The sequence below is a fragment of the Kosakonia sp. genome (assembly GCF_032052965.1).
GTDB lineage: Bacteria > Pseudomonadota > Gammaproteobacteria > Enterobacterales > Enterobacteriaceae > Kosakonia.
Window position 1 is genome coordinate 575,909 of the sequence record NZ_DAMBVN010000001.1, and the last position, 13,042, is coordinate 588,950.

The 13,042-nt window shown below is 54.5% G+C and carries 12 protein-coding genes; 3 read left to right on the plus strand and 9 right to left on the minus strand.

The annotated features are described in order from the left end of the window. Window position 1: 1 nt before the first annotated feature. On the plus strand, window positions 2–1,186 hold the full coding sequence (locus RTX30_RS02690; RefSeq protein WP_312686533.1) for a benzoate/H(+) symporter BenE family transporter: 1,185 nt from the start codon (window positions 2–4) through the stop codon (window positions 1,184–1,186). On the opposite strand, the gene RTX30_RS02695 is transcribed toward RTX30_RS02690, so the two are convergent. Then, complete coding sequence (locus tag RTX30_RS02695) at window positions 1,163–2,038, minus strand: AraC family transcriptional regulator (protein ID WP_312686535.1); 876 nt, start codon at window positions 2,036–2,038, stop codon at window positions 1,163–1,165. The genes RTX30_RS02690 and RTX30_RS02695 overlap by 24 nt on opposite strands. Before the next feature lie 173 nt (window positions 2,039–2,211). Here RTX30_RS02695 and RTX30_RS02700 point away from each other — a divergent pair, with 173 nt between their 5' ends. Beyond that, window positions 2,212–3,126: a DMT family transporter gene (locus tag RTX30_RS02700; RefSeq protein ID WP_312686536.1), complete on the plus strand. Its 915-nt coding sequence runs from the start codon at window positions 2,212–2,214 to the stop codon at window positions 3,124–3,126. On the opposite strand, the gene RTX30_RS02705 is transcribed toward RTX30_RS02700, so the two are convergent. The 4 genes from RTX30_RS02705 to tehB all read right to left on the minus strand — a co-directional run bounded on the left by RTX30_RS02705 (window position 3,113) and on the right by tehB (window position 7,423). Further along, window positions 3,113–3,781, minus strand: coding sequence for a DUF3313 domain-containing protein (locus tag RTX30_RS02705; RefSeq protein WP_312686538.1), 669 nt, complete (start codon window positions 3,779–3,781; stop codon window positions 3,113–3,115). The two genes, RTX30_RS02700 and RTX30_RS02705, sit on opposite strands and share 14 nt — an antisense overlap. 296 nt (window positions 3,782–4,077) lie before the next feature. Continuing rightward, window positions 4,078–5,094 carry an ROK family protein gene (locus RTX30_RS02710; protein WP_312686540.1) on the minus strand — a complete coding sequence of 339 codons (1,017 nt, stop codon included), beginning with the start codon at window positions 5,092–5,094 and terminating at the stop codon, window positions 4,078–4,080. 58 nt (window positions 5,095–5,152) lie between these two features. Then, on the minus strand, window positions 5,153–6,682 hold the full coding sequence (locus RTX30_RS02715) for a nucleoside hydrolase-like domain-containing protein (RefSeq protein WP_312686542.1): 1,530 nt from the start codon (window positions 6,680–6,682) through the stop codon (window positions 5,153–5,155). Window positions 6,683–6,826: 144 nt separating this feature from the next. Then, a complete protein-coding gene (tehB, locus tag RTX30_RS02720) occupies window positions 6,827–7,423 on the minus strand; it encodes a tellurite resistance methyltransferase TehB (RefSeq protein WP_312686544.1) in 597 nt (198 codons plus the stop codon). 123 nt (window positions 7,424–7,546) lie between these two features. On the opposite strand from tehB, the gene ydcK reads away from it, so the two are divergent. Further along, window positions 7,547–8,527 carry a YdcK family protein gene (gene ydcK, locus RTX30_RS02725; protein ID WP_312686547.1) on the plus strand — a complete coding sequence of 327 codons (981 nt, stop codon included), beginning with the start codon at window positions 7,547–7,549 and terminating at the stop codon, window positions 8,525–8,527. On the opposite strand, the gene rimL is transcribed toward ydcK, so the two are convergent. The 4 genes from rimL to RTX30_RS02745 form a co-directional block, all read right to left on the minus strand. Continuing rightward, entirely contained in the window at window positions 8,519–9,064 is a 546-nt protein-coding gene (gene rimL, locus RTX30_RS02730) for a 50S ribosomal protein L7/L12-serine acetyltransferase (RefSeq protein WP_312686549.1), read from the minus strand. The two genes, ydcK and rimL, sit on opposite strands and share 9 nt — an antisense overlap. Window positions 9,065–9,110: 46 nt before the next feature. Then, on the minus strand, window positions 9,111–10,766 hold the full coding sequence (locus RTX30_RS02735; RefSeq protein ID WP_312686551.1) for a glucan biosynthesis protein: 1,656 nt from the start codon (window positions 10,764–10,766) through the stop codon (window positions 9,111–9,113). Between the two features lie 269 nt (window positions 10,767–11,035). Then, entirely contained in the window at window positions 11,036–11,815 is a 780-nt protein-coding gene (locus tag RTX30_RS02740) for a transporter substrate-binding domain-containing protein (protein ID WP_312686554.1), read from the minus strand. A gap of 13 nt (window positions 11,816–11,828) precedes the next feature. Next, window positions 11,829–12,998 (minus strand): pyridoxal phosphate-dependent aminotransferase, encoded by a 1,170-nt coding sequence (locus tag RTX30_RS02745; protein WP_312686556.1) that lies wholly within the window; start codon window positions 12,996–12,998, stop codon window positions 11,829–11,831. Window positions 12,999–13,042 lie beyond the last annotated feature (44 nt).

Genomic DNA, 13,042 nt, shown 5'->3' on the forward strand with positions numbered 1-13,042 from the left:
CATGCGCCTCGCCACTCTGCCTTTACATCCCCCGCTCCCGCTGACCAGCATACTGGCGGGTTTTGTTGCCGTGCTGGTCGGTTATGCCAGCTCGGCGGCGATTATCTGGCAGGCAGCCTCTGCGGCTGGCGCAACCGCTACGCAAATCGCGGGCTGGATGACCGCGTTAGGTCTGGGAATGGGGGTAAGTACGCTGGCGCTGAGCATCGGGTATCGCATGCCGGTACTGACCGCCTGGTCAACCCCCGGCGCTGCACTGCTCGCCACCAGTTTGCAGGGCATTTCCCTGCACGAGGCGGTGGGTGTTTTTATCTTTGCCAACGCGCTCATTATGCTGTGTGGCCTGACTGGCCTGTTTGCCCGGCTAATGAAAATTATCCCCCCTACGCTGGCGTCGGCCATGCTGGCAGGGATTTTACTCCGTTTTGGCTTACAGGCCTTTAGCACATTACAGGGGCATTTCGCATTGTGCGGCAGTATGCTACTGGCCTGGCTGGTCTGTAAAGCCCTGGCACCGCGCTATGCTATTGTTGCAACATTATTTGTTGGCGTGCTGGTTGCCTTTTTCCGGGGTGAGTTGGTTACAACAAACCTCACCTTTTCTACTGTTGTCCCCGCCTATATCTCCCCGGAATTTCGCTGGACGACACTGGTAAGCATCGGTATTCCCTTTTTTCTGGTCACGATGGCCTCGCAAAATGCGCCCGGCGTTGCCACCCTGCAAGCTGCAGGGTATCGGGTGGCTGTCTCGCCTCTGATGGTTATAACGGGGTTGCTGGCGCTTCTGCTGTCGCCCTTTGGTGTCTATTCGATCTGCATTGCCGCTATCACCGCTGCCATTTGCCAGAGTCCGGATGCACACCCGGATGCCAGTAAGCGCTGGCTGGCTGCGGCAGCAGCAGGTGGGTTCTATTTACTGGCCGGGGTCTTTGGCGGCTCAATTACTGCCTTGCTGGCGGCGCTGCCGGTCAGTTGGATCCAGATGCTGGCCGGCCTCGCCTTGCTGGGTACGATTAGCGGCAGTCTGCACCAGGCGCTGAACCACGCGAACGACCGCGATGCGGCTGTTGTTACCTTTCTGGTTACGGCCAGCGGCATCAGCGTTTGGGGGATTGGGTCTGCGTTTTGGGGCCTGGTGGTGGGCGGCGTATGCTACGGCGCATTAGCGCTGGCGCGCCGCACGTAACTGCGACGGCGTGAGGCCCATGGCGGCTTTAAAGCGATTACTGAAGTGACTGGCAGTACTAAACCCACAGGCCAGCGCAATGGTGGTTAGCGGCTGACTGCTGTTGATCAGCAAGTCTTTGGCCCGCGCCAGCCGCCGCTGCATCACAAACTGATGCGGCGCAAAGCCCATGGACTGGCGAAACATCCGCGCAAAGTGGTATTCGCTGAGCGACACCTGCGCCGCCAGGTCAGACAACAGCAATGGCGCAGATAAATGGGCGTCGATATAGTCCAGCACATTGCGCAATGCGGCGGGTGCCAGCCCGCCGGTCACGGTCGGCAATTGCCACTGCACATTACTGTAGTGCTGCACCAGGTGCGTTAACAACAACGTTGAGGCGGTGCTTAACGTCAGTTGATTGGCATTCTGTTGCCAGTCGCAGTCGAGTAAAAACTGACGATAGAGTGTGGTAATGCGGGCGTCCTGCGAGAATGTTTTCTCATCCAGACTGAACGTTGCCGGGCTTCTGTCCCACACTTTTTCGCCTACTTCGCGGAGATGTTCATCCGTGCAGTAAAGATGCACAAACGATAAGTCATCACGAATATCCCACACCGACTCACTCTCTTTCGGCATCAGGCAGAAACGATCCGGGCCACCGCCGTTTTTCCAGCCGTAAGCGGTTTTATGGTAACTCTCATAGCCGTCGGCAACATACAAACTGAGGGTGTGATGATCGCAGTATTGGGTGATGTGATCGCGTTTATTTGACCATGCGGCCAGCTGGATCCCAGAGTTGAGCGACACCGAATTGTGCAATACGGCGTTGTGTTTGCGCAGGTTTTCGAAGGCTTCGTAACCGTCAGACATTCACGAGAATTATCATAAATCAACCAGACTGACAGTCTATAAATAGCCGGAGGCGGACGCCAGCCTTACGGCAATAAAAGCGCAAGAATATGCAAGTCCGCCGCAGGCGGGTGCAAGCGGCGTTGACACTGTCGTGTGATGATGCCGACTCACGTTTTCAGTCGGGAATAAACATGAACGCATTATTGTACGCTTTGGTGGTGGTGATTTGGGGAACGACCTGGATAGCCATTTTCTTGCAACAAGGCCCGGTGCCTGCGCCGGTGTCGATCTTCTGGCGCTTTGCACTGGCGACGGCCACGATGATGCTGGTGCTGGCAGCGCTTCGCAAACTGCGAGCCCTGCCGCTCCGCGACCATCTGTTTTGCCTGCTGCAAGGCGGTTGTGTGTTCGGATTTAACTTCTGGTGTTTTTACACCGCGGCCGCCTGGATTAATACCGGGCTGGAGTCGGTGATCTTTTCCATGGCGGTGTTATTTAACGCCATTAATAGCTTCCTTTTTTTTGGTCAAAAACCTCCGGCGCGTTTCTTTGTGGCGGCGGCGCTGGGTCTGCTGGGGATAGTCACACTGTTCTGGCAGGATTTGGTCGCCAGCGGCTGGAGCAGCACCCTGCTGTTGGGGATTGGTTTGTCGGCGCTGGGCACACTCGGCTTCTCGTTTGGCAATATGATAAGCCTGCGTCATCAGCGCAAAGGCCTGGAAACCATCACCACCAATAGCTGGGCCATGCTGTACGGCACGGCAATTATGGGGACGATTGGCCTGCTGCGTGGCGATGATTTTACGCCACAATGGACAACCAGCTACCTCGGCGCACTGGTCTACCTGGCCCTTTTCGGGTCGGTTATCGGTTTTGGGGCTTATTTCACGCTGGTCGGGCGCATCGGCGCCAGCAAAGCGGCGTACAGTACCTTGCTGTTCCCGCTGGTTGCGCTCACCATTTCGACCTTTTATGAAGGCTATGTCTGGCATGCGCAGGCAATTGCCGGGTTGCTGTTGATCCTCACCGGCAATCTTGTGATGTTCGCCCGCCCGGAAACCTGGCTGAGCGGGCGTCGGTCGCGACGTAACGTCAGCGCTTGTTGATGTCGAACATGCTGGCGTCGGTGGCCATATCATCGATAACCTGTTTCAGGGAGTCGACGGTCACCGGCGCGTTTTCATTGTTTACATCTTTACCCTGTCCTTTACGCACCACTTTTAGCACGGGCGCGTTGGTCTGGGCATCAATCAGTTCCCCTTCGAAATAGAGGTGCGTATTCATGGTGCGATGGCCGGTCGCCATTTGCGTACCGGCTACCACCATGGCAACCGGTACCACTTCATAGAATTGCAGTCCCTGTTTGCTGGCATCCACCCCGGTGATCGCGCCGCGGAAGATCAGGCTATGTTGCCCGGGCGAAGTAACCAGCGGTTTACGGGACGCGGCGGCGGCTTTCAGTTTACTGTTGGTGTAATTTAGGACGCCATCCAGCACCTGCTGATTCACCTGGCTGGTCGGTTTTGCGACCGGATAGTAGGTAACCGGGTGGTAGACAATGCTGTCGTATTTGGCGGGATCAAACCCTGGCGCGACCCAACGCAGCACTGGTTTGCCGCTGGCTGAGGTAGTTTGCTGTAATCCTGAGTAGTCTTTTAAAAAACCGGAATATTTTTCCGGTTGAGTCACTTTTGACGCACAGCCTGATAACGCCAGCAGGCCGGAAACAACGGCAACGCTAACTAATGCATGAGTACGCATGGGCTTGTCCCTGTGAGTGCAGAATTGCCTTTAAGTTATAGCAAAGCGGGCGGGAAAGCGGAGGGGCAAAAAATATGGCGAGATCAAAAAATTGCCGCTTCATCAGCCAGACGGCGGTGGGCTATTTTTCAGGTTGGCCTGCCCGAAAAGGGTCGAATGGGCTATCATCGTCGCCAGTATTAGATCATGTATTCTTAATCAATCACGATGAGTGAGAAGTCGTAACCTTAATTTTTTCCCTGGCGCGCATCCTTTCCCTTCTTACGTTAAATTTTACCGTTACCGCTCATATGCATTTACGCCAGCAGCTCAGTGAGGGTGTCTGAACTGAGCTGCACCAGCCCTTTGACGCCATAGTGGTGTCCGACCTTGTCGTGCCGGATGCGAATCTCGCGAATATGCTGATTCGGGTTACTCGTCAGCATCTGCTGTGCCAGCGGCAATACCTCGTCACCGTAATCTTCAAATAATTCGCCCGTGGCGATCACCAGCCGGATATTGTGGATCGGCGCTGTACAGCAAATCGCGAAATAGAGCGCCTGTGCGGTACGTTGTATGCTGGCGGCTTTATCGTTTTCGATAACGTTAAACGCCGGTTCAATTCCCCCCTCATACGGCAGGTGCACAATCTCGGGATAAAAACCATTTTCACCCAGGCCCGGAATACCGTTGGTACAGTAACCAAAGCCAAGACTGCCGAAACCCGGCATAAACGCCACCCATGACTGCCCTGGCCAGCGTTTCGCGAGCAGATAGTTTGTGCAATGCGCAATGTTATAAATGCGGGTCGTTATGCCGGTCTGCTGCTCAATCAACGCCATCAGGTTGACCTGGTTTTCAGCAAACAACGGGCAGTAACGGACTACGCCCGTGTAATGTTCGATCCCACCTTGCAGTGCCACGCTCACAACCCCTATTTGCGACGGGGTCAGTTGCGCAAGCTGACACAGTACGGCAATGCCTTGCGCCAGTTCCGTTACCAGCACGTCGGGGGTCATCATATCCGGCAGCGTTGTATGGTGGATCGCCAGTGGTTCAACAAGGGTGTTGTAGTCGTTGAGTGTGCCCTGAAAACTGCCTTTTCGCAGCATGATGTTGATGCTAAAAGCGCGACCCGCTTTCACTGCCAGCAGTTGTTGGGGTCGGCCGAAGGACACATCTTTGATCTCACGCTCCTCAATCCACTGCTCGGCGAGTAACGGGGAGGTAAGTTTGGTGATCCAGGCCTTTGTCACGCCCAGTTGTCGGGTCATCTCTGCCCGCGATGCCATGCCGCTGTGCAGGATATTAAGGATCTGCTTTTTGTAGTCCACGCCGTTTCGCCTCCGTACCGGGTGGTCACACACCACCCGGCCTGACTGAATATCTCCCTTATTTTACGGAAACAATCACGCGACGATAAGATGTTAATGAGGGTTTGCCGTTATCGGTAACCGCAAGGATCAAATGTTCTGTCCCCGCGCGCAGCGCCTTGATCTCCACACGCTGTTTTTTCCCGTCCTGCAGCGCCAGCACTGCGGGTACTGTCAGGTTGTCTTCACCGCGACGCCCTTGTACCTCGTCCAGCGCTACGGCCTGAGAACTGGCGGAACCGGCCTCCGGGTAAAGGAACCAGTGGTAGCTGAGTTTGTCGCCATCCGGATCTTTACTCCCTGCGGCATCGAGTGTTATGACATCGCCGATCTTCGCCGTCACGTTAATCACCTGCTGGCCCGCTTCGCCGTTTACCACCACCTGAGGATTGTGGTTTGCCGCGGCAAAATCTTTGATACCCCAGTCCATACGTGCTGCGAAATCGTGCTGAAACGCCTCGCGCCAGCGCCAGATGGTCGCCTGATTGGAGGTGTACTGTTTGCCGTCGACGCCGGTTACTGTATCGGCCGCGTTCGGATTCCCCGGGTAGAAGTCGCCGCCGCTGGTCCAGATAACATGGGGTTCATGCTGCGGCTGGCGCACAATGTAACGCCCGCCCCAACCGCCCCAGCCAGGGTTACGTTCGCTGTTCAGACCATTGCGGATCAGGCCAAGAAACGCGGGCGTATCCCCTTCCATAATAAACAGATATTTCAGGTAGCCTTTGCCCATCGGCCCTTTGCTGCGAATGTTTTCATCCAGCCAGTGCTGCGACACGGTCGTAAAATCCGCGCCGGGTGCGTTACGGTAGTATTTATCGCCGCTGATACCGGTCCAGGCCGCACGCCCGTAATCTTCCGCATTCTGACTCGATGGATCGACAATATACGTGATCTCCGGGTAGTGCTCGCGGATCCAGAAACCCGCATCGTCCTGATCAGAAATGGAATAAACCACCAGGTTGCGTGTTAATGCCTGCACATCGGCAGCGGAACGCCGCGCTGATAAATCCTGTAACGCCTGCGCCAGGGTGTTTGCTCCCCCCCACAAATTGATAAACAGCGGATGGCTGGCATCGGTGCTTCTCTCAATGGCATTGACCAGCAGATCGGAACCTGCGGTGTTTTTTCCCGCGCCGGTCGCGGCCATGCCATAATGTGCAACACCCGGTGCAACCACTGCCTGCAGTTGTTTTACCGTAGGGAAGCCTGCGGCATGCTTGCGTAAATTGGGCTGAACCTCGCCATAATGCCCCACCACCAGATCAACCATATCGGTGTGGACTTTTTCGCGCTGCCAGGTGGACGTGGTTGCGACCAGCCCCTCCACGTTCATTTCGTTGGAATAGAGTAAAAAGCGCGTCAGCGACATCTGATCATCCGGCTCATTGCCGATGTCTGTCAGCACAAATACCCGAGGTTTTTCCTGCATGGGCAGCACCTTACCTGCAAGTTGCGCACTCTCTGTCGCCGTGCTGGCAGCCAGGGACGCTGAGAACGCCATTGCGCTGCTCATCGCCAGTATGATGCTTTTTGTTATGGTGTTCATGTCGTTAAGGTCTCCTTTTTATGCCATAGCGAACCGGGTCAACATAGTTAACAAAGGAAACAAAGTAAAAAAAGAAAATCGGAATTGTGATAAGTGTAGAAAAATGGGTGTGCGGGCAGAAAGCTCCCGCACTGGTAGCGAGGGTTATAACGGTTTACGTGCCAGCAAGGTGGCAAAACGCAGTTTGATGCGGTTGCCGCTGGCATCAGTACGGTGCAATTCGCCCACGTCTTCGTTGTACTTCAGTGGTTCCCAGTCAGCGTAATACTCACTCAGTTCGCCCTCTTTAAAAGCGAACGGGAAACCGACTGTACAGGGGAAATCGGCGGTATCCATCGCGGCGACAATCAGGTTATAACCACCGGGTTTAGTGCAACGCTGCATATTGGCAATCAGGCCGGGAATGGTTTGCGCCTCGAGGAACATCAACACCACGGTAGAGAGAATAAAATCGTATTCACCATCAAAGCGCAGGGTGTTGAGATCGACGGCGTCAATGTGCAAATTGTCCAGCCCTTCTGCCTGACGAATGCTTTGCAGATTGCTCAGACTGTTAGGGTTTTTATCCCACGCCGTCACGTCAAAGCCTCTGTTCGCCAGATAAAGACTGTTGCGACCATTACCGCAGCCAAGATCCAGTGTTTTACCTGGCTTGACGAAATTCATTGCGTTTACCACTTCGGAATGGGTGGCGGTCATGCTGTATTTTTCGGTGAAATAAGTGTCAGAACGGGTACTCATGGAGATCCTTTACGCAGTCGCGCTATAAGTTGCATATGGCATGCATTTTATTGATTTCGTCGCCGGATAGCCAGCGCCCTAAAAGGTGCTACGTTTAATGCAGGCAGACGGGGGAAATGTAGCATGGATAAGTATCGACTCAGTGATGAGCCGCGCGTTTTCAGTTATCACATCGGTTCGGAAAAACATACCGTGGCGCTGCGGCAGCTCCTTGCACAACGCGATTTTAACGACGTAACGGCCGGCACGGCAGGTGGTTGGGTCGACAGCGAAGCGGTGCTGAGTCAGCAAGGAAATTGCTGGATCTACGATGAAAACAGCATGGTTTTTGCCGGGAGCACGGTGCGTGACAATGCCCGGATCACCCGCCCGTGTGTTATCTGCCACGATGTGCATATTCGCGACAATGCCTGGGTCGATGGCAGTGACATCAGCCATGCGGCGCAATTAAGTGACAACGTCACGGTACAATCTTCCACTGTGCGCGGCTTGTGTCATCTGCGCGGCGACGCGCGTATTCTTAGCGACAGTACGCTGGTTGCCGCGCGAGGATTAACCCCGGACAATCAACAAATTCTGCAAATTTACGACCGCGCCACCGTCAGTCATTCCCGTGTTGTCCATCAGGCGCAAATCTACGGCGATGCCATTGTTAATTACGCCTTTATCGAGCACCGTGCAGAAGTGTTTGATTGTGCGCTACTCGAAGGCAATGCACTGAATGACGTCTGGATTTGCGACTGCGCCAAAGTCTACGGGCATGCCCGCATTCTCGCGGGCACGGAGGAAGATGAGATCCCGACGCTGCGTTACAGTTCGCAAGTGGCAGAACACGCCGTGGTCGAAGGAAACTGTATCCTCAAACACCATGTATTAGTGGGCGGGCACGCCAGCTTGCGCGGTGGCCCCCTGCAACTGGACGAAAAAGTGGTAATTCAGGGGCATGCCCGCATTACTGGAAATGTGCTGATCGAACATCAGATTGAGATCGGCGATAACGCCGTCATTGAAGCGCTAAACGGCGAAAGTATCTTGCTGCGCGGGCCGAAAGTTATTAACGACGCACAGCATATTACGCGTACGCCATTGGTAGGTTTACTGTGAGTGATCGACGATACGCGCCCAGATGTGCTGATCGTCATAGTGACCGTTGAGGAATTCCGCCTGTTTCAGGCGCCCTTCGAGGGTAAAACCATTGCGTTCCGCCACGCGGTTGCTGGCAATATTCCCGACACGGCATTTAATCACAAACCGCCGCACGTCGCCCCGGCGGGCATAAAAATCCATCATTGCCTGCATCGCTTGCGATAAAATACCGCGCCCGCAGACTTCTTTGTCCAGCCAGTAACCGATATAAGCCGTTTTGTTGTGCGGTTCAATTGCGTTAAACGACAGCACGCCAGACACCAGTCCATCGACCATAATGACAAACATTTTTGCATAGCCACGCTGGTGCAGGATCATATTGCTTTGCGCGCTTTTACGGGTGTCTTCGACAGAAGTGACATGCTGTGGCCAGTCGAGGAACTGTTGCAACCAGTCGCGGTTTTTTACGATCAGTTGATACAGATCGTGCACAAATCGATCGTCAATCGCGTGCAGGGCGATATGGTCATTAACGGGAATCTGGGTATCTTCCATCGCTCCTCCAAAAAGACATCTCCCCCATACGGGGGAGATGAAAAGTTTAGCGCATCACACGGTCGTCGACGTAGTTACGTTTGTCTGGCGCAGGCGGGAAATACTGGTACAACCAGGTTTCGCTGATGGCATCACCCTGGCAGCGCAGGAACAGGCGCATATCGACCGGTTCTGTGGCGTCACTGGTTGGGTACCAGTCGAACAGAATGCGGTACCCGTCGAACGGTTCAACATAGAGGATTTCGACCTGCTTCGCTTCGCCACTGGATAAGGTGATCACCGGTTCAATGCCTTTTGGCGCGGCAGCTTTCAAATCGCCGCCAACGAAATCAATGGCAAAGCGACGGGCCCATTTTTCCGGATAGTGTTCACCTGGCGCCCAGCCTTCCGGGAATCCCCCCATGCCGGTGCGGGTGGCGTAAACGCGGGCCAGCGGTGAGCGCACGGGTGGCATTGCGCTCCAGTAGAGACGGTATTCGAAGGAGAATTCATCCCCCGCTTTTACCGGTTTTTCCGGCTGCCAGAAGCACACAATGTTATCCAGCGTTTCGCCAGTCGTCGGGATTTCCATCAGGCAGACTGCGCCTTTGCCCCATTTGTTACGCGGCTCAACCCACAGGCTCGGGCGTTTGTTATACCAGCCCATGACATCCTGATAGTGTGAAAAATCGCGGTCGAGTTGCAGCAGGCCAAACCCTTTCGGGTTGTTATCCTGGAAAGCGTTGAATTGCAGTTTTTGCGGGTTATTTAGCGGTCGACAAACCCATTCGCCGTTTCCGCGCCACATCGCCAGACGATCGGAATCATGGATCTGCGGGTGGATGGTGTCACAGACGCGGCGTTCGTTATTGCCGCAGCTGAACATACTGGTCATTGGCGCAATGCCGAGCTGTTTGATCTCTTTGCGCGCGTACAGTTTGTTTTCGACTTCCATGATCACCTGACTGGCTTCGCAGTGGATCACGAATTTAAACGCGCCAGTGATGCTCGGGCTGTCGAGCAGCGCATAGACCGTGAAGGAGGTGTCTGCCGGTTTCGCGGTTTCAAACCAGAAGGCGGTGAAATCCGGGAACTCTTCCGGCGTATCTGTGAATGTGTCAATTGCCACGCCGCGCGCGGAAAGACCGTACTGAAAGGTGCTGTCGACCGCACGGAAATAGCTCGCACCGAGGAAGGAGACTATGTCGCGGCGCGCCAGCTCAGGCGCTTTGAAGGCACGGAAGCCAGCAAAACCCAGGTCGCTCTGCCCTTCCAGTTGTTTGGTGTCAACGCCCGCATCGTGGTAGTTAAACAGCTCCGGGCGGAAGTGAATTTCGCGCGCCTGATGGGTTTGCTGATCTAACGAGAACATACGCACGCGGCGGCGAAAACCCATGCCGACATGGAAGAACTGCACATCGAGCTGGCGACCTTCAACGTTATTCCACAGTGAGTGCCGGGCATCGTACTGGATGCTGTTATAGGCCTGCGGCGTCAGCGTGGCCAGCGTATCAGGCAATGCTTTCGGCGCGCCGCCCCACGGTTGCGCCGACAGATCGTGCGCCATGGATTGCAGCACCGAGAAATCAAAGCGACGGCTTTGCCCGTCGGCAATGTCGGAGTCTGCCGCAAATGCCGCGCGGGAGAAGAGTGAAGCCACGCCGGTGGTACCGTACGTGGCTGCGAGTGCCATGGATGCCTGAATAAATCGTCTGCGGTTCATGCCTGGTAACACGTCCTTCTGGTCGTAAATTGACATTTCGCGGTGAGGCGAAACAGCGGCAAATGCGTTTTTGATAAACGCACACTCTAGACAAAATTCATTGAGAATCCAATTGTTGGGCGCTGATTATCTGAGCAAAATGTGAAATATTTCCTGTCGATAAGAGCAGCCTGAAAGGCGGGTAAAGATCTGTAATGCAAACCCCACTCATGCGAAATGACAAAAGCCCCAGCCGGACATCAAACGGCTGGGGCCAGCAAGGTGATGCATTATTGTGCACTGACACTCACATCAATACCGGGGAAGTATTTCTCCGCCAGTTTTTTGATGGTGCCGTCAGCGCGTACTTTATCTATGGCGGCATCAAGCTGTTTTTTGGTGGCTTCATCACCTTTACGCAGCCCAAAACCGATACCACTGCCAAGGATGGTATCGTCCGATACCGGTTTGCCGATAAAACCAAACCCTTTACCCTGCGGCTTACTCAGGAAACCTGCCTGCCCCGCCGCTGACATCACCAGAGTGGCATCGATGCGGCCGTTCAGCAAATCACCCCATGCCATGTTCTGATCTTTATACGACACCACCGTGACACCGTGCTTTTCCCAATGCTCTTTGGTGTAAGTTTCCTGAATAGATCCTTGCAATACGCCGATAGTTTTTCCTTTTAACCCTTCTGCCGTGGCCTGCATTCCGTCACCGTTTTTACCGACCAGTTGCGAGGGGATACGGTAAATCGGTTGCGTAAAATCGATGCTTTTACGCCGCTGTTCAGTGATGTTCATCGCCGAGTTAATGGCGTCGAATTTCTTCGCCACCAGGCCTGGGATTAATGCATCGAAGGAGGTTTCAACCCAATTGCATTGAATCTGTGCCGCTTTACAGATGGCATTGCCCAGTTCGATATCGAACCCTTCCAGTTCGCCTGCGGCATTGCGACTCTCAAATGGCGGATATTCCGCTTCTACGCCGTAACGCAGTTCCGAGGCGGCAAAGGAAGAGAGTGAGCAGAGCAAACCCATCCCCAGACAGAGTGCTTTCAATTTCATTGTCGATGCTCCTTTAGCGTGGTTTTACGCGGCACAGGGCCTGCGCGCCTGCCCTTAACGTCGCTTCATCTTTTGCAAATGAGAGGCGAATCAATTTGTTATCAGTACCATCAGTATAAAAAGCCGACAGCGGAATAGTGGCTACGCCGTAATCGACAATCAGCCGTTTCACCATCTCGCTATCCTGTTCATCGCTGAAATGGCGATAATCTGCCAGCAGGAAAAACGAACCTGCACTGGGCAGCAAGCGGAATGGCGACTCCGCCAACAGCGATTGCAACAGATCGCGCTTGCGCTGATAAAACGCCGACAGCGACAACCAGCTTTGCGGGTCACGCATATGGTCGGCAAATGCATACTGCATCGGGGTATCAGCAGAGAACATCAGGAACTGGTGAACCTTGCAGATCTCATCCATCAATTCCGCCGGGGCGACACAGTAGCCGACGCGCCAGCCAGTGACATGGTAGGTCTTGCCAAAGGACGAGATAATGACACTGCGCTCCGCCAGTTGCGGGTGTGTCGCCATGCCGTGGTGTGGTTCGCCATCGAAGACCACATGCTCGTACACTTCGTCGGAGAGGATCACGATATCGGTATGACGCGTAATCTCCGCCAGTTGTTGCAGATCGTCGGCTGCAAAAACCTGTCCGCTCGGGTTGTGCGGGGTATTAATGATGATCATCCGCGTACGCGGAGTGATGGCCGCACGCACCTCATCCCAGTTGACTGCAAAATCCGGCACCGTCAGCTTCATGGCGACAGGGACTGCGCCCTGCAGACGCACAATCGGCGCATAGCTATCAAATGACGGTTCAAAGTAAATGACCTCATCGCCAGGATGTACCAGCCCCGCTATTGCCGAGTACAGGCCTTCGCTGGCGCTGGCGGTGATCAGGATTTCGCTATCCACGTCATAATCAGTGTGGTAGAGGTCGCTTATCTTCTGTGCGATGCGCTCCTTCAGCGAATACAGACCGGTCATGGCGGCATACTGATTATGATTGTTCTGCATGGCGCGCGTGACGCCAGCGACCAGTTGCGGATCACAGGGGAAATTGGGCGCGCCCTGAGAAAGGTTGATCGCATTATGTTGGCCGGAGAGCTGGCCAATCACGGTAAAAATCGTGGTGCCGACATCGGGCAGTTTTGAGCGGGTTTTCACCGGGGAGTGCAGGGTCATGCTTAATCCTTTCTCATTATTAGTGCATAACCATTCAAACCAAA

Bases quoted from the DNA above. Each gene is read 5' to 3' on its own strand.
- ydcK (WP_312686547.1), top strand. From the start codon at position 7,547: ATGGATAAGTATCGACTCAGTGATGAGCCGCGCGTTTTCAGTTATCAC.
- RTX30_RS02715 (WP_312686542.1), bottom strand. From the start codon at position 6,682: ATGAACACCATAACAAAAAGCATCATACTGGCGATGAGCAGCGCAATG.
- tehB (WP_312686544.1), bottom strand. From the start codon at position 7,423: ATGAGTACCCGTTCTGACACTTATTTCACCGAAAAATACAGCATGACC.
- RTX30_RS02735 (WP_312686551.1), bottom strand. From the start codon at position 10,766: ATGAACCGCAGACGATTTATTCAGGCATCCATGGCACTCGCAGCCACG.
- RTX30_RS02690 (WP_312686533.1), top strand. From the start codon at position 2: ATGCGCCTCGCCACTCTGCCTTTACATCCCCCGCTCCCGCTGACCAGC.
- RTX30_RS02740 (WP_312686554.1), bottom strand. From the start codon at position 11,815: ATGAAATTGAAAGCACTCTGTCTGGGGATGGGTTTGCTCTGCTCACTC.
- rimL (WP_312686549.1), bottom strand. From the start codon at position 9,064: ATGGAAGATACCCAGATTCCCGTTAATGACCATATCGCCCTGCACGCG.
- RTX30_RS02705 (WP_312686538.1), bottom strand. From the start codon at position 3,781: ATGCGTACTCATGCATTAGTTAGCGTTGCCGTTGTTTCCGGCCTGCTG.
- RTX30_RS02695 (WP_312686535.1), bottom strand. From the start codon at position 2,038: ATGTCTGACGGTTACGAAGCCTTCGAAAACCTGCGCAAACACAACGCC.
- RTX30_RS02745 (WP_312686556.1), bottom strand. From the start codon at position 12,998: ATGACCCTGCACTCCCCGGTGAAAACCCGCTCAAAACTGCCCGATGTC.
- RTX30_RS02700 (WP_312686536.1), top strand. From the start codon at position 2,212: ATGAACGCATTATTGTACGCTTTGGTGGTGGTGATTTGGGGAACGACC.